This is a genomic window from Paenibacillus sophorae (assembly GCF_018966525.1).
In the GTDB taxonomy this organism is placed as follows: Bacteria; Bacillota; Bacilli; order Paenibacillales; family Paenibacillaceae; genus Paenibacillus_AQ; species Paenibacillus_AQ sophorae.
In genome coordinates this window covers 2,475,134-2,495,304 of the sequence record NZ_CP076607.1, presented here as the reverse complement: position 1 = coordinate 2,495,304, position 20,171 = coordinate 2,475,134, and the positions used below count along the sequence as shown (strand labels likewise).

Below are 20,171 nucleotides of genomic sequence, written 5' to 3'. Positions count from 1 at the left end.
TATGTAAAAAGCTGCTCGGCGCCGCGGAATAAAAGCGGACAGAGCAGCCTTTTTTATACGGTTTATTGAATCATTTAACTTGTCATCGAGAATTTCTGTGCAACGACGGTGTTGTCATCACTGTCCTTAATCAACACCTTGATCACTTCTTCATTTACCGAACAATCGATGAAGCGGTCTGTGCTTCCGTCCCTGGCCTCCCAATCATTCACCCGCAGAATATAACCAAAGGAACGCGTCTCAGGCAGCACCTCGACTGTGGCAACGGCCCGGCCGTCTTCCATATACCGAAAATCACATTGACCATCCTGTATCCCGGTACCCCATACCCATAAATTCCAGCCTCTGTAATCCCCGTCGGAACGCTCATAATGCACCTCGACCGTCTTGGCGCGCGGAGGCGGCGTTCCGCATTCGTCGTAAAGCACCATCAGCGACAGTCCTTCCAACTGGACCTCTGTACCTTCCACTTTCCGAAAAGGCGCCACTTCCGCCCGCGTATGATCGACAACCACATTCCATTGTTCCGAACAGACAGGCAGGCCCGTCGTGACCTCCCAAGGATTGGCGTTAATAAGAACGACGATATTCTTCCAGGAGTCGCCGCCGGCATGATTTTTCAGGACATAGGACACCACGCCGCCATCGCAGCGGAAAATCTCCAAGGAGCGCTCAATTTCCTGACGTCCGTGCAGCCGAAAAGCCGGGTGGTTTCTGCGCAGTGCGATCAAATTCTTATAATACTGGAACACAGGAAGGAATCTAGCCTTGTTGCTCCAACGGATCGCGTTGATGGCATCGCCGCTCCGATAGCTGTTATGATCGCCATATTTACTGCGAAGCAGCTCGTCTCCCGCATGCAAGAAAGGAATGCCCTGAGAGGTCAGCACAATCCCGACTGCCAGCAGTGATCGCCGGACCGTTTCATTTTCCAAAAGGATTTCTTCCGTAATGCCGACATACGGATCAGCGTTCGCCACAGCCTCTTCCAGGCTGCCTCCGTTTTTCAGCCTTCCATTATCCAGATCCGGAAGCCGCGCATCCTGGCGAAGACCCTGCGTCGCAAGAAGCTTATCCCATAGATTAAGGTTATCATGAGCAGTGACATAATTAACCGTCTCTGCCGGAGAATCTGTGAAATCGTGAACGGCGCCTATAATGCCTGCAGCGACCGCCCCTTCCTTGCCGAGTTCTCCCGTAACAAAGCCTCTGCCCCAGCCGTCGCTGTCCCCTTTGATGGCGGATCGGAAGTTATCGTTGAAGACGGCATAGCCTTTTCCGCGCTGAGCACCTTTCAGCGTCTTGGAAACCAGCGGAGAATCGCCGCCGGTCCATGGCTCCCCGTAAAAGATCAGGTTCGAATTGACCTCCAGGCGCAGTTCCTCGACAACTTCACGCATAGTTACCGTATCGATAAGACCCATAAGGTCAAACCGGAATCCGTCAATATGGTACTCTGCCGCCCAATGACGAAGTGAATCCTTGATGAACTTGCGCACCATTGGCCGTTCTGTAGCCAGCTCATTGCCGACGCCGGAACCGTTGGAGAGGCGGCCGGCATAATCATGTCTATAGAAGTATCCAGGCACAAATGCTTCAAAGGGTCCCCCGTCCACAGAGTACGTATGATTGTATACCACATCCATAACGACCGAAATTCCCCGCTGATGCAGCGCCTGAACCATCTCTTTAAACTCCCGGACACGTGCGGCGGGATCGGCTGCATTTGTGCTGTAAGAACCTTCTGGAGCGTTATAATGCTGAGGGTCGTACCCCCAATTATAATTGCTTTCTCCCGGGAACCCATCCTTTATCTGCAGTTCATCCACCGTCTGAAAATCAAAAACGGGCAGCAAATGGACATGTGTGATACCCAGCTCGCTTAAATGATCGATTCCAAGCGTATTGCCTTCCGAATCCCGCAGGTCGGTCTCGGTGAACGCTTTATATTTTCCTTTCCCGCTGATGCCCGAGCTTTCGTGAATCGAGAAATCGCGAACATGGAGCTCGTAGAGCACTGCATCCACAGGATGCTGCAGGGTCGGAGAAACATCCTGGTCCCAGCCATCGGGATCGGTATCCCGCATATCAATAATAGCCGAACGAAGTCCATTCGCGGAGACGGCCCTCGAATACGGATCGGCTGCTTCACGGATCATCCCATCTGCGTAAACAACCCGGTACATGTAAAATTTACCCTTCAGGTCACCCGCGACTTTCACCTGCCACACTCCTCCGTCACGGCGAAGCATATAACTCAAACGGGCATCCTCCGAGCCTTCAGCATTTCCAATCTCTTCTCCTCCGGAATTGTACAGGACAAGCGATACGGCAAATGCCGTTGGCGCCCAAACCTTGAATATGCTGCTCTCCGGCGTGTAACTTAATCCTAAATCCATGCCATTGTATATTTCCGATGCGGGTTCCGCATTTATATAGTTACTTTTCATTAAATCCACCATCCTTACGCTTCCGTACAAATGCTCCGCCGGAAGTTTTTAGATCCATATATACCCTGTTCTTAGGAGTCTTATACATTGGCAATGAACAAGGATAAGGCTCATTGCTAATATATAATATGTAACAATATGTTCACAGGCTTGGGTTTTTTTCGGTTTCACAAAACCACTTACTTATTATCGGCCGAAGATAGCTTTTCCTAAATATTAATATTCAAATTACTTTTAATTTTAAAGATTATAACCCGCATTAGCGCGTATTTCACTAACAATTATATCCAAATGACACTAATTAATGGCAAATTCATGAACATCGTCGCCATTTTGCCACGAATTTCGTCGATTAAATTAAAAAGCCGATCCTAAAAGGACCGGCCAAGTAATTTTTTTGGAAAAGTGATCAAAGATAAAACGAAGTTATTTCCCGGCAAAAAACGGGCTTAGTTGCCGATGGCGCGCACCAAAGCGACTACTTCTTCCGCCGTGCCAAGATCCAGAGCTTTTGCAGCCAGAGTCTTCATTTCTTCCGCTGACAGCTTGGAGATTTGGCTGCGAGCCGGCAAAATCGAAGTTGCGCTCATGCTGAACTCGTCAAGCCCAAGACCAAGCAGCAGCGGAATAGCTGTTGCGTCCCCGGCCATCTCACCGCACATGCCTGTCCATTTACCTTGGGCGTGGGCAGCGTCGATAACGTTCTTGATCAAGCGCAGGATAGCGGGATTGTACGGCTGATACAAATAGGATACCCGTTCATTCATTCGATCGGCAGCCATTGTATATTGAATAAGGTCATTCGTACCGATACTGAAGAAATCAACTTCTTTGGCGAACTGATCCGCAAGCACGGCCGTGGATGGAATCTCCACCATAATGCCGAGCTGGATGCTGTCCGACACTTCCTGGCCTTCCTCCTGCAGCTTGGCTTTCTCTTCAAGCAGCAGATCGCGGGCGGCGCGGAATTCCGTAAGTGTCGCGATCATTGGGAACATGATGCGCAGGTTGCCATGAACGCTTGCTCTCAGCAAAGCGCGCAGCTGCGTACGGAAAATGTCCTGGCGTTCCAAACAGAGACGAATCGCACGGAAGCCCAAGAATGGGTTCATTTCCTTCGGCAAATCCAGGTAAGGCAGTTCTTTGTCGCCGCCAATGTCCAGCGTACGGACGACGACTGGCTTGCCGTTCATATTTTCCAAAACGGTCCGGTAGGCGTTGTACTGGATTTCCTCGGAAGGCAGTTTGTCTCTGCCCATATACAGGAACTCGGTGCGGTACAGGCCGACACCTTCGCCCCCGTTCTCGATGACGCCCGTAACGTCGTTAGGCGTACCGATGTTGGCTGCCAGTTCCACATGCTTGCCGTCCACGGATACCGTCGGCTCGTCGCGAAGCTTTCTCCACTCTGCAATTTGCTTAGCGTAGGCTTCGCTCTTGGCGCTGTACTCCGCCACTTCGGCGTCGCTCGGGTTAATGAGCACGTCTCCGCTCAAGCCGTCGACAATGACGAGATCGCCCGATTTGACTTGGGTAAGCACATTCTTGGTGCCAACCACCGCCGGAATCTCCAGTGAACGGGCCATGATTGCCGAGTGGGACGTACGGCCGCCGATGTTGGTTGTAAAGCCTTTTACATACTGCCGGTTGAGCTGAGCCGTATCGGACGGAGTCAAGTCTTCTGCAATAACGACAACCTCTTCGCTGATTTCAGCAGGGCTCACATAGTGAATGCCGAGCAGATGGTTCAGCACGCGCTTGGTTACGTCGCGCATATCGGCAGCGCGCTCTTGAAGGTATGCGCTCTTCATATTCTCAAACATGGCGATGAACTGAGTCGCCACTTCATTCAATGCATAGTCTGCATTTACGACGTCCTCACGGATTTTATCCTTAACGGGACTAATCAGTTCCGGATCGTCCAAGATGAGCAAGTGAGATTCGAAAATCTCCGCTTTCTTCTCGCCGAGTTCCGCCAAAGTGCGTTCTTTAATCTTCTGCAGTTCCGCTTTCGATTTATCGAGCGCTTCTTCCAGCTTAACAACTTCCGCTTCTACATCCGTTACCGCAGTCTTCTTGATGGTGTAGTCGGGGTGTTCCAGGATAAAGGCTCGTGCTATCGCAATCCCTGCCGAAGCCGCGATTCCTGAAATTTTAGTCATTCAGTTCTCCCAGCCCTTCCTTAATCATCACGTCCTGAAGCGCGCTCAGCGCTTCGGTTTCTTCGCTGCCGTCCGTAATCAACGTCAGAGTGTCTCCAGGTTCCAGTCCCAGGGACAGAACGCCGAGGATGGATTTCAAGGTTACTTTTTTACCTTTGGCTTCTGCAAATGCTTCAGTGCCCTTGAATTTAGTTGCCGTGTTAACCAAGGCTGTAGCCGGGCGTGCGTGAATTCCGTCTTCATCGATAATTTTGAATGTTTTTTGCATAATAATCCAACTCGCTTTCTATTATTTGTAGGTTTAGTTTAACAGCTTGCGCTTCCATTTATTATAAAGGAAGCGCAGCCAGTTTGCACTTTTACTGAATGCTGACAATATCTTTGTCGCCGATGGATACCTTGCCCGGCTTCTTTAGGGTGACCGTAGAGCCTTCAGGCAGATTCGAGAAAATAACCGGCGAAATGACCGAAGGCGCATGGGCCTTCACATATTCCAGATCAACTTCCATAATCGGTTGTCCGGCGGCGACGAGATCGCCTTCTTCCACCAATACTGTGAAGCCTTGACCTTTCAGCTTAACCGTGTTGACGCCGATATGCACCAGCACTTCTTTGCCGCCGTCGGACATAATGCCGACTGCATGCTTGCTCGGGAATACATTAAATACTTTACCGTAGACCGGAGAAGCAATTTTGCCGTCGGAGGATAGGAACGCGAATCCGTCGCCCGTCATTTTTTGCGAGAATACCGCATCCGGAACCTCTGTGATATCCAGCAGTTCCCCGTTTACCGGTGATACGATATCTTCGGGAATAATCGCCTCGCCTGCTTCACCCGCCTGCTGCTCTAATTCAGGCTGCGGAGCTGCATCCACTGGAGCGGCCGCCGGAGTTCTGCCAGCGATAACGTCCTGCATTTGCGATTTGATCGTATCGGATCGGGTACCGAAAATTGCCTGTACATTATTACCCACTTCCAGTACGCCGGAAGCGCCGAGCTTCTTCAGCCGATTCTTGTCGACATTCGCTTTCTCTTTAACCTCTACCCGCAGGCGGGTAATGCAGGCGTCCAGATGAACGATGTTCTGCTGACCGCCAAGAGCGGCAAGAATATTGCGCGGAAGGTCGTCCCCTGCAGTGGATACCGCCGCCGCATTTGAGTCCGTACCATCAGCGTCATTGTCAACTACATCTTCGCGTCCCGGCGTCTTCAGATTGAACTTGCGGATAACGAAACGGAATCCGAAGTAGTAGATGACGGCCATGGCAAGACCGACCGGAATAACGAGCCACCAGGAGGTGCGGTTCGGGATGATGCCGAACAGTGTATAGTCAATGAAACCTCCGGAGAAGGTCATACCGATCTTTACACCGAGAATTTGCATGGTCATGAAGGACAGACCCGCGAAAACGACATGAACAGCGAATAGCAGCGGAGCTACGAACAGGAACGAGAATTCCAGCGGCTCGGTAATACCCGTAAGGAACGAAGTCAGAGCCGCGGATACCATCAGAGAGCCGACAACCTTCCTGTTCTCCGGTCTGGACTCATGATAGATGGCCAGAGCGGCGGCAGGCAGTCCAAACATCATGAACGGATACTTACCGGTTGTAAAGGTTCCCGCTGTAAACGGAACGCCGTCGCGAAGCTGCTGCATAAAGATGCGCTGGTCTCCCCGGACCAGATCGCCCGCCTTATCGACGTAACTGCCGAACTCGTACCAGAACGGCGAATAAAAGATATGATGCAGACCGAACGGAATCAGCGAACGCTCGATCAGGCCGAAGATGAACGCCGACAACGTCAGGTTCGTATTAATCATATTCTCGGATAAGTAGTTCAGTCCGTGCTGGATTGGAGGCCAGATCACAGTCAGAGCCAAGCCCAAAATCAGGGAAGTAACGGCTGTCATAATTGGCACAAAGCGTTTGCCGGCGAAGAAGCCAAGATAGGAAGGAAGCTCGATTTTGAAGTAGCGCTTGTACATGGACGATGCGAGTATACCGACGAGAATACCGCCGAACACCCCGGTTTGCAGCGTTGGAATCCCGAGCACGCTGGAGTAGGCGAAATCTCCCTTACTCAGCACGTAGCTGTTGATTCCGAGCACCGTTCCCATCGTCACGTTCATGACGAGAAAACCGATGATGGCCGCAAGGCCTGCAACGCCCTCGCCTCCGGCAAGCCCGATAGCTACACCTACAGCGAACAGCAGTGACAGGTTGCTGAACACGATTTGGCCCGAGTTCATCAATACGTTGGCGATGGCCTGAACCGTATCGTTCTCCAGAGCCGGAACGTATTGCAGGAAGTCCGGGTTGACCAACATGTTGCCGATACCCAGCAGCAAACCTGCTGCCGGAAGAATGGCAACCGGAAGCATTAGCGCTTTACCGACTCTTTGTAAGACGCCGAAAAGCTTTTTAAACATAAAGTTTCACTTCCTTTGGACGATTATGGACTACAAGCAAAACAGAGAACAAAAAAGGCATGAGCATATACAGCACACCCGTTGTTCTCTAACCCTAAAGTTAGATTACCCCGACTAAGGGGAATACAACCAAGATACTGTAAATCACTCATGCCTGATCGAATCAGTTACACGTAAGTATTCTGTTTTGCTTATTGACAGTTTTTATTCTAGCATCAATTATTTCATCTTGCAATATATGCCTTAAAAATGCCACATTCGGCCAAACGTGTGAAGGATGCCGGGACAGGCGCTTCCCTTAAGACTGTTCATCCGGCTTCGTCCTCTTTTTTCTGGGCAAGACGCTGTAAATGAACGGTCAGATAACTGACTTCCGCCGGATATACAGACAGGTGCATGCGCCGCTCCATCACCTTCGTCAGCTTCCAAGCGAGCGCATACATTTCCGGATATTCGCGTTTCATCAAGCTGTCAAGCGAAGAGGTCTCCTTGACCGCCTCGCCGCGGCGGAGCCGTTCAAGCACAAACCGCAGGTGAGTAACAAGCCTTGAGTAATCCAAGGAATCTCTGGGAACACGGTACTCGAGACTGATCTCGACAAGGTTGACCAAGTCTCCGATCAGTTGGGAATGCTGCTTGAGCTCCGATATACTGCTGTTGCTAAGCGCACTATGAATGTGCAGAGCGACAAACCCAATCTCGTCGACAGGCATCGTTACACCCATCGTCTTGTTAATTCTGGCGATAGCGTATTCAGCCATGGCATATTCCTCGGGATAAATCTCTTTGGTCTCATACAAAAAAGGATTATGAAGGGCTACATCCTGCTCGTACCGCCGAATGGCAAAGGAGATATGATCTGTAAGCGCAATATGGATATGCTCGTTGACCGGCTGCCGGCTCCGCTGCATAATGTACAGCACGATTTCCTGAATGATTTCAATCAGCTTCTCATCGACCTGTGGCACAAGCTCTTTATATTGTTCCTGCTCTTGTTGGTTTCTTAGAATGAACATCTTTTCCACAGCCGATAAGTCGATCTGATCGCGGCTCTTGCGATTAAACCCGATTCCCTTGCCAATAACGACCACTTCGGCATATTGGGGATGGTCGGCGATGATAACATTATTATTCAGCACCTTGGCCACAGTTATGCTGCTCACGTGTACACCTCTTTATTATCCAAATCCTTATTTCTGACAGCAGCCAAAATGGAAACGGCACGGTTAAATTATACTTGCGCCGTCCCCCAACATCAAGGAATCTATACATAAAGAGATCAAATTATGAAGCAGATGTGTCCATTCATCATCACACCCGAACACACCGGCAGGCACCCAGATTGCTTCCGTCTAAAAAACGCCGGTTTACAGCTTGTTCAAATGCTCAAAGTAAGCTTGTCCCAGCAGCTTTACGCCGCGCTTAATTTCCGATTCGCCGCAATAGCTGAAGCATAATCGGATAAAGGGAGAATTTCCTCCGGCCGCATAGAACGGGTTGCCCGGAACAACGCTGACCCCCCTGTCCTCGGCCAGCCGATGCAGCTGCCCCGCATCCGTCTCACGAGGGAAGGCCAGCCACAGGAAAAATCCGCCTTCAGGGCGCGTGTACGCAGCGGCATCTCCAAACTCCGACCGGACCGCATCCGTCATCGCGTCCCGCCGGGCTCTGTAGCGGCTGTTCAGACGCTCGATCTGCGCATCATAATCGTAATTGTACAGGAGCCACCCCAATATTTCCTGGGTGACGGGACTTGGAGGACTGTCCAGCGTCAGGCAGCGCATTCTCCGAATCACTTCATTCGGAGCGATGACGCTTCCCAGACGCAGGCCCGGTCCGAGCGTCTTCGAAAAAGTGCCGAGATAAATTACTCTTTCAGGAGCGAAAGAGTATACGGACGGCAGGTGTGCTCCTTCAAATCGAAGCTCGCCGTAGGCGTCATCCTCCAAGATAAATATATTATAATATTTCGCCAGCTCGGCCAGACGGCGTCTTCTCTCAAGCGGCATTGAAGCACCTGTAGGATTTTGAAAATTAGGCATCACATAAATGAATTTAGGCAGCGCTCCGCCGCTTTGAACCGCTTGTTTCAGCGCGCTTTCCACCCGGTCAACGTCAAGACCGTCATGATCGACGGGAAAGCCCTCAATCTCCGCTCCGGCATACCGAAACATATGAAGCGCGTTGAAATAGGTTGAAGCCTCAACCCAAACCGTCTCCCCCGGATTTAGAAGCACCCGTGCGGCAAGCTCAATACCCTGGTTAGCTCCGTAAACAGCAAGATAGCAGTCTTCGTCCGCTTCGATTCCGAACTTGCGCAGCCGCTGCAGCATCCACCTTTTCACAAGCTCGGGACCCTTGCCGCCGGTATAATGCAGAGCGTCCACGTTGTCACGGATAAGCGCAGCCGAAGCCGCATGGTTTAGAGCCTCAATGGGAAGCAGGTCCGGCGCCGGAAATCCGAAAGACAGATTAACACTATCGGGATTGGCGATCTTGGTACGTCCGACATGCTGCAAGATAATACTCTCGTTAAAAGAATAGTCCGATTTCGTTCCATTCATGATGCGCGCTCCTCCCTGTTATTATTTATGATTCTCATCTTGATCAGATAGAGTATTGGAACTCCTTCGTTTTAGGATAGACCGTATCATCCGTCACGTTCATAACGCGCTTCAAAATCACATTCTCGTAATGCGCAAACCCGGAATCTCTGAGTCTCGGACGGCCCAGCGCGATTCGCTCATCCATCGTAATCCGCCCGTCTTCAACCAGAATGACACGGTCCGCCAGCGCCACAGCTTCGCTAACATCATGCGTCACAAGCAGGACGGTAAAATGCTGTTCCGCCCATAGACGTTCGATCAGCTTCTGCATGTCCAGCCTGGTTAAAGCATCCAACGCGCCGAACGGCTCGTCCAGCAGCAGCAATCGCGGTTGGCCCGCGATCGCCCGCGCAAGAGCGACCCTTTGCTGCTGTCCGCCCGACAGCACGCCGGGCCAGTCCTGCGCGCGAGCCTCCAGCCCGACAAGCCGCAGCGCTTCCAGCGCCCTGTCCCGGTCTCTGCCCGTTGCGCCAAGCCGGACATTTTCGATAACCCTCTTCCACGGGAGCAGACGGGATTCCTGGAACAGCACCCGCGCCTGCGGGTCGATTCCGCTAACCGGCTTGCCGTCCAGCCGGGCCGTCCCGGAGGTCGGCCTTTCCAGCCCGGCAATCAGACGGAGCAGCGTACTTTTGCCGCATCCGCTTTTTCCCACAACGGCGATGAATTCACCCGGCTCCACCGTCAGCTCCATTCCTTTGAGCACGGATACGTCCCCGAACTTTTTCTCCAGCCCTTCTGTCTGCAAAGAAGCTCCTTGAACCGTTCTCTCCACGCTCCCATGCCTCCTATCCTTTTCTGGTAAAGTTCGGATGCCACCTAAGCCAGCTTTTTTCCAGCCATTTGGCCAGACTGTCCGACAGCTTTCCGAGCAGAGCGTATAACAAAATGCTGAGCACAATAATATCCATCCTCATAAATTCACGCGCATTCATCGCCATATAGCCGATTCCCGAATCCGCGGCTACGGTTTCCGCCACAATAAGCGTAAGCCACATAATGCCAAGCGACTGGCGGACACCGACCAGAATGGACGGCAGCGCTCCAGGCAAAATGACATGAAGATGCCCATCTCGACCAGCTTCGGATCAAGGGAACGGATGCCATGAAACGTATTTAAGTAAATCGGGAAGAACACCCCCAGCGATACGAGCAGCAGCTTCGTTTGTTCGCCGATTCCAAACCACAAAATGACAATGGGAATCAAGGCCAGATGGGGGATGTTGCGGATCATTTGAATCGTAGTGTCCAGCAGATGCTCCGCCTTGAACCACACACCGTTGATAAGTCCCAGCAGAAATCCGATTGACCCGCCAATCAAAAATCCGAGGACCGCTCTTTGGGTGCTGATGCCGACATTTCGCGCCAGTTCGCCGTTCTCAAGAAGATGAATGAAGGCTCGGACCACTTCAAGCGGAGGCGGCAGGATATTTCCCGCCACAATGCCGGTCGTTGTGGAAATATGCCAGAAGACAATAACCAGGACTGGCACAATCCACGGAACCGCCGCCCGCAGGCCCTGCCTCCTTTTCCTTTTGTCCATATTCGCCGCCTCCTTGACCGTTTACTTCGCAGCCAGAATGCTGGCAATATCCGAATCAAAATCATGGCTCCATACACCCGACACTTCGATTTTACCCGGCAGTTGTCCAAGGGAAGTCAGCGTATCAGCGATATCCTGCTGTGAAGCAATCGCACCTTCCGATATGGCCTCCAGAGCAAGCGGACGCTGTTTATCCCCATTGATGAGCGTACCTAGAACATCCTCTTTTTTCTGATGGGTCTTCTCTGCCGTGATTTCGGCCCACTTCTCCTGATTGGCTCGGGTCCATGCATAGTACTTGGTCAACCGCTGCAGAAAATCAGCCACCGCCGCATGTTTGGCCGGATCGTTAATCGCGTTCACATTGACATTAATCGGAAAGTTACCGGAGAGAATATCCTTCGCGCTTGCCAACGTAGTAGCTCCATTCTGGTGCGCAGCCGTAATCGAGTTGCTGTAGCTGGCGAGCGCATCCACCTTGCCTCCAACCAGCGCAGTCAATCCTTCGGCCGTTGTCAGCTTGACCGGTACGATATCCTTCCAGGTCAGCCCCGCGGATTCCAGCATTTTGGCCAAGAAATATTGAGAAGTCGTATTTTGAACGTAGGCCACCTTTTTCCCCTTCAACTCCGCCACCGATTTAATCGGCGAGTCTTTTGGAATGACCAGCTCCTGGAGCAACGTATTCCATTTTTGCACGCCAACAATTTTGAAATTGCCCTGATTAGTCGCCTGTGAAGCGAAAATCGGCGGAATTTCACTGGTTATTGCGAAGTCGAGCTGGTCGGCCGCTATGGCTTCAAGCTCCAGATTCCCGCCCTGAAACACGCTGAATTCCAGCTTATAAGGAGTTTCAAGCAGGCCTGCCGCTTTAAAGCCTTCCTCCCATTCAGGCCAGCCAACCTGACCGATTCTCAGTGTTACATTGCTCAGATCGACGGTGGAACCAGTAGCAGACGCCGTTGCCTGACTCTCTTCGGCGGTACTCTCAGCACCCGAACCGGCTGTTCCGTTATTTTCGGAAGATGCGGTATTGGAGGAGCATCCGGTCAAAGCTGCCATTAGAGCGACGATAACAAGCATAACGATAAAGAATTGACTCTTTGCATATTGGATCTTGTTCATTTTCAAGGAAACCACCTTCTATTAATATGGATAATATGGAAATAACGTCCTATCTGGCACTATCTTATTGGCGGATATTGTCCCATTGGGCAATGCCGCACGGCCTGCCGCATCCGCGGCCCAAATCGCTTGGGTCAACCTGCCGCTGTCCGTAGGAAATGCAAATCCTTCGGCGGAAGGAATAATTTGCGTCGATTCGGCCACCTTGCGGATCTTGTCATCGACATGTTCATGTACTCCAAGTTCCGCCAGCGTGGCTGGCAGATTGTAGCGCCGAAGCGCCGCAGTCAGCTCTTTGATATCGCTTCGTCCTTCAAGAATCGATTGAACAATGAGGCAAAATCCTACCTTCTCCCCGTGCAGCGTATCATGCGTATCGGGCAGATGGGTGAAGCTGTCGTGAATGGCGTGCGCCACCAGCGCGCGTCCCGCTTTCCCGTTTATCGTACCGGCCAGCCCGGTCAGCATAACAATGGCATCGGTTACTTCCCGGAATGCCTTTCCGGCTTTGCCGCTGCCCGCCTGCGAATAAGCCTCGGGGCCGAAACGCTCGATAATATCCAGCGCCAGCTTGGCGGGCGCAAGGCTAAGCAATATGTCCGGATGACCCGCCCCTTCTTTTAAATTCAGGGCAACTTCATACCATTTCGCCAGCGTGTCGCCAATTCCTGAGGCAAAATATCGCTTCGGCGCTTCGGCCAGCACATCGGAATCGGCGATGACAACAGCGGGTGAACGCGTCAGAAAAAGAGCGCCGTCAGCTCTTCCTTCATCGTCGTGCAGGATACTCAGAGCGGACCAAGCCGCGCAGGTAGCCGCTATAGTCGGTACAGCAACTACGGGAATTCCCGTACGATCCCCTACCGCTTTTACAAGGTCCAGAACCAGCCCTCCGCCCGTGGCAATCAGAACATCCGGACCGATCTCGGACGTCTTCCAGGCGTAATCTTCGATATTAAAACGGCTAACCTCCCCCTGGTTAACTTCCGTAACGGTTTCTATTCCGGCCGAATGCAAGCTGGCAAGCAGCGGGCCTTGTACTCTGCGCAGAGCGGTGTCGCCGCCAATCAGGTACGCCTTCTGTCCCAGTTCTGCGACAAGAGCTCCCGCCTTCGCCAATGCTCCCGATTCATTCATATATACGTAAGGAGCCTTTAAAGTTATCACCTTCAGGACTCCTTTCCCTGTCCGCGGCCATGCGGCTCGTTCCATACTGATAAGTCCGGGCCTTTGGGCAAAATCCGGTAGGGATTGGACCCTTCAGCAGCGATAAGAGCGGACAGATGGTAGTGCTTCTTGATCGCTTCAAAATCGGTCGTATCCCCGAACCCGGGAGTCTGATACAAATCTCTTGCATACGCCCACAAATGCGCGTAATCGGCAAGCCGCTGACGGTTGCAGCGGAATGCGGTATAGTAGGCGGCGTCAAACCGGACCAGGGTCGTATACAGCCGTACATCCGAATCCGTTAGGGCATCCCCGAACAGGTAACGCTGCGTGGAGAGATGCTTCTCCAGTTCATCAAGACGGTGAAACAGGGCGGTGTAGGCTTTTTCATACGCTTCCTGCGAGCGGGCAAAGCCAGCCTTGTATACGCCATTGTTCACTTCGTGGAAGATCGTATCGTTCAGCGTATCGATTTCCCCGCGCAAATGCTCGGGATACAGATTCGGCGCTTCTTCCTTATGCAGCGGTGCCCACGTCGTCTCCAAATGATTCGTCAACCGGAAGTAATCGTTGTTGACCACTTTCCCCGATTCAATCTCCACAATAGCCGGAACGGTGGGACGTCCCGTGTAGCCGGGATCGGCCTTCAAGTAGGCTTCGCTCAAATAGCGGATGCCAAGTACGGGATCGACGCCGCCCTCATCCAGCGTAAAAGCCCAATCCGTATGCGGCAGATTCGGACGAATCGGGTCCACAGTGCCAAGACCGATGGCGTCCTCCAGTCCGAGAAGCCGGCGAACGATTACTGCGCGATGCGCCCAGGGACAAGCGGCGGACCAGATCAGCCGGTAGCGTCCGGCCTGAACTGCAAGCTCTCCCGGACCTTCGCCGAAAACGCTGGTAAATCGGTTCTGCTGCCGGATAAAGGAACCGTCACGCACGATTTCTGCCGGATTCTCTTTCACCTGTTTCGTCATCGTATTCACCCTTTGCTTAATTTTTCCCGCCCGTGCGGGGTATTCCAGAGACGATCATCCGGTCCTTTGGGGTAAATACCGCTGGGGTTGCCAGCGAATCCCCTGAGATGCGGCGAAGCGTGATAGCTGTTCCGGATCGCGGCAAAATCCGTCGTGTCCCCAAAACCCGGAGTTTGGTACAAATCGCGGGCATAGCCCCATAAGTTCGGGAAATCGATGAGACGGTTCCGATTCGTATTGAATACAGAATAATAAGCGGCGTCGAACCGGGCGAGTGTAGTATACAAACGCACATCCGAGTCCGTAAGCCGATTGCCGAAGAGGTAACGGTTGGTCTGAAGATGCCGTTCCAGCTCGTCCAGACGGGCAAACAGCGTATCATAGGCCCGCTCGTAGGCTTCCTGGGAATGGGCAAAGCCCGCTTTGTACACTCCGCTGTTGACATCCCTGAAAATCACATCGTTCAAAGCGTCGATATCTCCGCGCGATTCCTCCGGATACAGATCCGGCGCCCCTTCCATGTGAAAATCCGACCAGACCGTTTCAAGATAATTGGTGAGTCTGAAATAGTCGCTGTTGGCACCTTGTCCGGTGATGATATCAACCACAATAGGGACCGTAGGACGGCCTTTATAATGCGGATCGGCCCGGTCGTAAATTTCCTTAATGTAGCGGATGCCCAGCACCGGATCGACGCCGCCCTCGTCCAATGAAAATTCCCACCCGTACTCCGTACGGAAATGACTTGCCGTGCCGAGACTGATCACCTTATCCAGACCGAGCAGCTTACGGACAATGACCGCCCGGTGGGCGTATGGACATGCCTTCATCCAGAGCAATCGATAGCGCCCCGCTTCCGGCCGGTGTTCGCCGGGACCATAGCCGAAAGGGACGGTGAACAGATTCGATTGAGGGACAAAAGAACCGTCGGCGCGCAGCTCATTTGCGAATACCGGATGCTTACTGATCGCGTTCATTTAATAGCCTCCTTTTTTAAAGCCACCTTTCCCAAGACTCTCTACTCGATAAACTCCATTTCCTCTTTCTTGCCCTCCTCCAGATACAGCGCCATGCCGGTTCTCATTCTCCGGAAGCCAAGATGGGTATAGAAGCTCACTTTGTCGGGATGGGTATACAAAATAACGTCGCAGTGTCCGACAGCCTTCAATAAATCCTCGATGATCTTACGTCCCAGCCCATTCCCGTGATAATCGGGGTCCACAACGATGTTATACAGAACCGCCTGTGAAACACCATCCGAGACAGCCCGTCCGAACCCGATCAAGCGCTCCTGATCATAGACAAAAGTAACGGCATAGCTGTGTTCAAAAGCTTTCTTATGGGTCTCGGGAGGAGCCTCCGATATTCCAAAATGGGCTATCAGTCCGGCAACCCTCTCCCAATCCGTATTCAGACAATGATTTTGAATGTTGTAGTTCATCCGTTTCCCAGCCTTTCCTTTTATGCCAACTGCTCGCGATTATGAGGGGTTAACCATACGGATAAATCTGGGCCTTTCGGCAGCAGCAGATAAGGATTGTTTGATATATCCCCCAGATGGTAGCCTCGCTTGATCGCCTCAAAATCCGTCGTATCCCCAAAACCGGGAGTCTGATATAAGTCGCGGGCATAGCCCCATAAATGAGGAAAGTCGACAAGCCGGTTCCGGTTCGTCCGAAAGACGGAATAATAGGCAATATCAAACCGGGCAAGCGTAACATACAGCCGAACATCAGAGTCCGTGATAAAGCTGCCAAACAGGTACCGGCTTGAAGCCAGCCGCTTCTCCAGCTCATCCAGCCGGGCGAACAAAGTGTCGTAGGCCTGTTCATAAGCTTCCTGCGTACGGGCGAAGCCCGCTTTGTATACGCCATTGTTTACCTCGTGAAAAAGAATATCGTTTAAAGCGTCGATCTCCCCGCGAAGCTTCTCTGGATATAAATCCGGGGCTCCTTCCTTATGCAAAGCCGACCAGGCGGTTTCCAGATCATTGGTCAGTCTGAAATAATCGTTGTTAACGACTTTCCGTGTCTTAATATCGACTACCGTCGGAACGGTTGCGCGGCCCTGATAGTCAGGGTCTGTCTCTTTATAAATATCAGGCAGGTAGCGGATTCCAAGTACCGGGTCCACCCCTCCCTCGTCCAGCGAGAATTCCCATCCTTGTTCCGTCCGAACCGGATTGGCGGTTCCTACGCTAATTGCTTCTTCAAGCCCCAACAGCTTTCTGACGATAATGGCGCGATGTGCCCAGGGGCAAATTGGAGCCCATAACAGGCGGTAGCGGCCGGTCTCAACCGGAAGCTTGTCCGGACCATCGCCGAAAGGTGTGACAAAACGATTGGTCTGACGAATAAAATTACCGCCGCCGCCGATCTCACGCGTAAATTCGGATGCTGTACTCTGGACCTTTGTCATATAAACCTCCCCTTAATACCAAGTAAACTCATATGTTTTACTAGATTGTATTAGGCTTATTGGCAAAATTATAGTAAAAATCAGAACAAGGAGGCGATTGTTGCCGAAAAATAGATTATTGACAACAAATAAACAAAGCGATTTAATTAAATTTATCTTATTGAAAAAGTCGGATTAATGTTGAAAGTGGTGAATTATCCATGAGCTTGACCGAACGACGCAATTTGAAGTACCGGCCACGTCAGCCTTCCTTCGAGAAGTCGCTGTCCACTTACACGGAATTTATTGAGCCGGTCCCTTCCTTTTTGAGCGGAGGCATTCAGTATTATGGATATCATCTCGATGCCTTGAATATCAACCGAATATTCGTCCTGCCAGACGGCTGCGTAGATATCGTCATCTGCTGCTACCCGAACAGACCCTCCGGAAATATATGCGGAAGTATCGTCCGAAGACGACAGGGGATATTCGTCAGATCCGATTGCGATTATTTTACGATCCGGTTTCTGCCGGGTTATGCGGAGCAATTTCTCAAATTCCCGGTCAGCGAGTTCACCGAAAACGAAATTCCCGTTCAGAACGTACTGCCTCATGCAGCCGAGCTGCTTGAAATGATTGCTTCTCAGCTCACTTTCAAGGATCGTATTCACGCTTTTGAGAACTTCTGCCGCCAGTATTACCGCGAACAGCTGGAAGTCCCGAATCTGGTTCAATATTTAACGGATAAAATCCTTGCCAGCCAGGGAACGGTGCAAATCGGCGAGCTTTCCGCGGAAACGGGATACTCCACAAGGTACATGCACAAAACCTTCGAGCGGTATGTCGGAGTCTCGCCAAAGCTGTTCAGCCGCATTATCCGGTTTCAGCATGTGCTGAAAGCTCTGGAAGATCCGAGCAAAGAGAAGACGTTCGGACGCATTCTTGAACTCGGATATTTCGATCAAAATCATTTTATTAAGGAGTTCAAGGAATTCAGCGCCGTTACGCCTAAAAAATACATTCAGCAATCCTCGGGCCAGCTGCTGTTCTGAGTCGAAGTCTGTGCTATAGAACTACTATTTGTGAATTCGTATATTCAGTAAAAAGAGCTGTTCCGGCAAGATCCAACGCGGACCTTGCGGAACAGCTCTGATATGAAATATATGAAATTGCTGCCGGCTACTCTTGCGGTTTCACTGGGGTAGGCGCGGCCTGTACAGAGACAGCCTGCTCGGGGATAGCTGCCGGCGCTCCTCCGGAGGGTTGCGCACCGGTCTTCGTCAGCCCCTTGATCAGCCCTTCCACATCAATGCCCGAGACGCTCTTCAGCATTTCCGGCGCCGTCGCCATAAGCCCGGTTACATAATTGCTGACACGGGCCGCGCCCTCGCCATTCCCCGTATCGACCACCGTCAGTTTATCAATGGACGACAGCGGCTGCGCAATGCGGCCGGCCAGCTCTGGCAGCATCTTAACGATAATGTCCAGCACAGCCGCCTCACCGAATTTCTGGAACGCCTCCGCCAGCTTCTCCTTCGCTTCCGCTTCGGCCAGACCGCGCAGACGGATAACCTCGGCATCCGCCGTACCTTTGGCGCGCTCGGCGTCCGCGACAGCCTGGCCTTCGAGCCGCTTCTGTTCCGCGGTCGCCTTGGCCTGCGTCTCGATGCTGTACTGCAGCGCATCGGCTTCCCGCATCTTCCGCGCCTTCTCGGCTTCCGCCGCCTGCTCCACCGCATAGCGGTCCGCTTCGGCTTTCTTCTTCACTTCCGCATCATACTGTTTCTCGCGGATCTGGATTTCCTTCTCCTGCAGATCAATTTCCCGCATCTTGCGGACGAGCTCGACCTTCATCTGCTCCTCCACCGCCGTCTGCTTGGCGCGGGCTTCCTGGATGTGGTAAGCCTGGTCGGCGTCTGCCTTGGCCGTGTCCTGATCCCGCTTAAACGCGGCGATCTGCAGTTGATTGTCGCGCGATGCTTCCGCGATGTTCGTGTCACGCATCAGTTCGGCTTTCTGCCCCTGCTCCTCGGCGATAGCCTTCTTGATTCTCGCATCGCGCAGCGCCTCGGCCTCGGCGATTTCCGCATCCCGCTTGACGGTGGCGATCCGCGGCTTGCCGAGCGCTTCCAGATAGCCGTGCTTGTCCCGCACATCCTTGATGGTGAATGAAACGATCTGGAGTCCCATTTTCTTCAGATCGCGCGCCGCAACGCCCTGCACCTCCTGGGCGAACCGGTCGCGGTTTCTATATACTTCCTCCACCGTCATCGTTCCCAGAATGGCGCGCAAGTGACCTTCGAGTACCTCCTGCGCCTCCGCCTTCAGCGATTCAATCGGCTTGCCCATAAACTGCTCGGCCGCCGTTGCGACATCTTCCACCGAACTGCCCACTTTGATGATGGCCACGCCGTCTGCGATTACGGGAACCCCCTGCTCCGTATAGACCTCCGGGGTCGTTACATCGAGCTTATGGGACAGCAGCGACATGAATTCGGCCTTTTGGAACACCGGTAAAATAAAAGCCCCTCCGCCGCGCACAATCTTAATTTTCCTGCCGGAGCCGTCATCGGAAATATGGTTGCTGCCCAGAAAGGAGCCGGTCACGATCATCGCTTCGTCCGGACCGACCGTTCTGTAACGCGCCCAGAAGGCCAGGCCTAGAACAATCAAGACAGCAATGACTACCACAGGAATCAATAAAAAATCAGGCAAACCAAACAATACAAATCCTCTCCTCTTCGTTATTCTAGTTCGGATACGAGCGCGACGCCTTCGCTGACCTCCACGACAACCACTTTGGTTCCGGCAGACAGCGGGCGGCGGTCAAAGCTTGCAGCCGTATGCAGGGTATTCGCGGGGCCGAATTTCACCATAACCTCGCCGAAGCCCTGCGCGGGAACGGGAACGCTGATTTCGCCTATTTTGCCGGGAAGCTCGCTCATGGAGAAGCCGGTGGACACTTCGCTTCTGTCCATCGGCTTCACAAACCCCATATACAGCAGCACGCTCATAAAGGCGGATATCAGAAGAGACAGGACGAGAACGGCCCCGTCCGCAAGCCCGCTGTACCTGGTCAGCAGAATCCCCGCTCCGCCAAAAACGGTTATTCCTCCGGCCAAAACCGAGGGGCTGAGCAAATCGAAGGACAAAAAGTCCAGCATTCCCCCAAGCGCATGCCCGATCAAATCACCTGCCAGCAAGCTGATGATGGCAAACAATATTCCCAGCGCCAGACAGCTTAAGTACAGTGTGTGCATATCCTTCTCCTCCCGCCCAGGCTAATCCTTACTAGAATAAACGTGATTAAAG

Annotated in this window: 16 protein-coding genes and 1 pseudogene; 1 reads left to right on the top strand and 16 read right to left on the bottom strand. The window is 52.4% G+C overall.

Going from position 1 to position 20,171, the window contains the following annotated elements; all coding sequences use genetic code 11:
- Positions 1-74: 74 nt before the first annotated feature.
- The 14 genes and pseudogenes from pulA to KP014_RS11665 form a co-directional block, all read right to left on the bottom strand.
- Positions 75-2,450, bottom strand: coding sequence for a type I pullulanase (gene pulA, locus KP014_RS11730; protein ID WP_051500315.1), 2,376 nt, complete (start codon positions 2,448-2,450; stop codon positions 75-77).
- 449 nt (positions 2,451-2,899) lie between these two features.
- Positions 2,900-4,612, bottom strand: coding sequence for a phosphoenolpyruvate--protein phosphotransferase (gene ptsP, locus KP014_RS11725; protein WP_036598354.1), 1,713 nt, complete (start codon positions 4,610-4,612; stop codon positions 2,900-2,902).
- Positions 4,605-4,880 (bottom strand): HPr family phosphocarrier protein, encoded by a 276-nt coding sequence (locus KP014_RS11720; protein WP_036598353.1) that lies wholly within the window; start codon positions 4,878-4,880, stop codon positions 4,605-4,607. Before KP014_RS11720 ends, ptsP begins: the two co-directional genes overlap by 8 nt.
- A gap of 91 nt (positions 4,881-4,971) precedes the next feature.
- Positions 4,972-7,044, bottom strand: coding sequence for a glucose-specific PTS transporter subunit IIBC (ptsG, locus tag KP014_RS11715; protein ID WP_036598352.1), 2,073 nt, complete (start codon positions 7,042-7,044; stop codon positions 4,972-4,974).
- Between the two features lie 308 nt (positions 7,045-7,352).
- On the bottom strand, positions 7,353-8,207 hold the full coding sequence (glcT, locus tag KP014_RS11710; protein ID WP_036598351.1) for a glucose PTS transporter transcription antiterminator GlcT: 855 nt from the start codon (positions 8,205-8,207) through the stop codon (positions 7,353-7,355).
- A gap of 204 nt (positions 8,208-8,411) precedes the next feature.
- Entirely contained in the window at positions 8,412-9,608 is a 1,197-nt protein-coding gene (locus KP014_RS11705; RefSeq protein ID WP_036598350.1) for an aminotransferase-like domain-containing protein, read from the bottom strand.
- Between the two features lie 43 nt (positions 9,609-9,651).
- Positions 9,652-10,425 carry an ATP-binding cassette domain-containing protein gene (locus KP014_RS11700; RefSeq protein WP_036598349.1) on the bottom strand — a complete coding sequence of 258 codons (774 nt, stop codon included), beginning with the start codon at positions 10,423-10,425 and terminating at the stop codon, positions 9,652-9,654.
- A 13-nt stretch (positions 10,426-10,438) separates the two neighbouring features.
- Positions 10,439-11,193, bottom strand: a pseudogene (locus KP014_RS11695) (ABC transporter permease subunit).
- Positions 11,194-11,214: 21 nt separating this feature from the next.
- Positions 11,215-12,318, bottom strand: coding sequence for an ABC transporter substrate-binding protein (locus KP014_RS11690; protein WP_036603645.1), 1,104 nt, complete (start codon positions 12,316-12,318; stop codon positions 11,215-11,217).
- Between the two features lie 21 nt (positions 12,319-12,339).
- Positions 12,340-13,485, bottom strand: a complete 1,146-nt coding sequence (locus KP014_RS11685; RefSeq protein ID WP_051500614.1) for an iron-containing alcohol dehydrogenase family protein — start codon at positions 13,483-13,485, stop codon at positions 12,340-12,342.
- Positions 13,486-13,487: 2 nt separating this feature from the next.
- Positions 13,488-14,462, bottom strand: a complete 975-nt coding sequence (locus KP014_RS11680; protein ID WP_036603644.1) for a glutathione S-transferase family protein — start codon at positions 14,460-14,462, stop codon at positions 13,488-13,490.
- A gap of 5 nt (positions 14,463-14,467) precedes the next feature.
- Positions 14,468-15,439, bottom strand: coding sequence for a glutathione S-transferase family protein (locus tag KP014_RS11675; RefSeq protein WP_036603641.1), 972 nt, complete (start codon positions 15,437-15,439; stop codon positions 14,468-14,470).
- Positions 15,440-15,480: 41 nt separating this feature from the next.
- Positions 15,481-15,903, bottom strand: coding sequence for a GNAT family N-acetyltransferase (locus tag KP014_RS11670; RefSeq protein WP_036603639.1), 423 nt, complete (start codon positions 15,901-15,903; stop codon positions 15,481-15,483).
- A 20-nt stretch (positions 15,904-15,923) separates the two neighbouring features.
- Complete coding sequence (locus tag KP014_RS11665; protein ID WP_090834080.1) at positions 15,924-16,880, bottom strand: glutathione S-transferase family protein; 957 nt, start codon at positions 16,878-16,880, stop codon at positions 15,924-15,926.
- 200 nt (positions 16,881-17,080) lie between these two features.
- Here KP014_RS11665 and KP014_RS11660 point away from each other — a divergent pair, with 200 nt between their 5' ends.
- Complete coding sequence (locus KP014_RS11660; RefSeq protein ID WP_036595548.1) at positions 17,081-17,911, top strand: helix-turn-helix domain-containing protein; 831 nt, start codon at positions 17,081-17,083, stop codon at positions 17,909-17,911.
- Positions 17,912-18,038: 127 nt separating this feature from the next.
- On the opposite strand, the gene floT is transcribed toward KP014_RS11660, so the two are convergent.
- Together floT and KP014_RS11650 are read right to left on the bottom strand one after the other, a co-directional pair.
- Positions 18,039-19,574 carry a flotillin lipid rafts scaffold protein FloT gene (gene floT, locus KP014_RS11655; protein ID WP_090834131.1) on the bottom strand — a complete coding sequence of 512 codons (1,536 nt, stop codon included), beginning with the start codon at positions 19,572-19,574 and terminating at the stop codon, positions 18,039-18,041.
- Between the two features lie 29 nt (positions 19,575-19,603).
- Positions 19,604-20,119: an NfeD family membrane protein gene (locus KP014_RS11650; protein WP_036605279.1), complete on the bottom strand. Its 516-nt coding sequence runs from the start codon at positions 20,117-20,119 to the stop codon at positions 19,604-19,606.
- Positions 20,120-20,171: the final 52 nt, after the last annotated feature.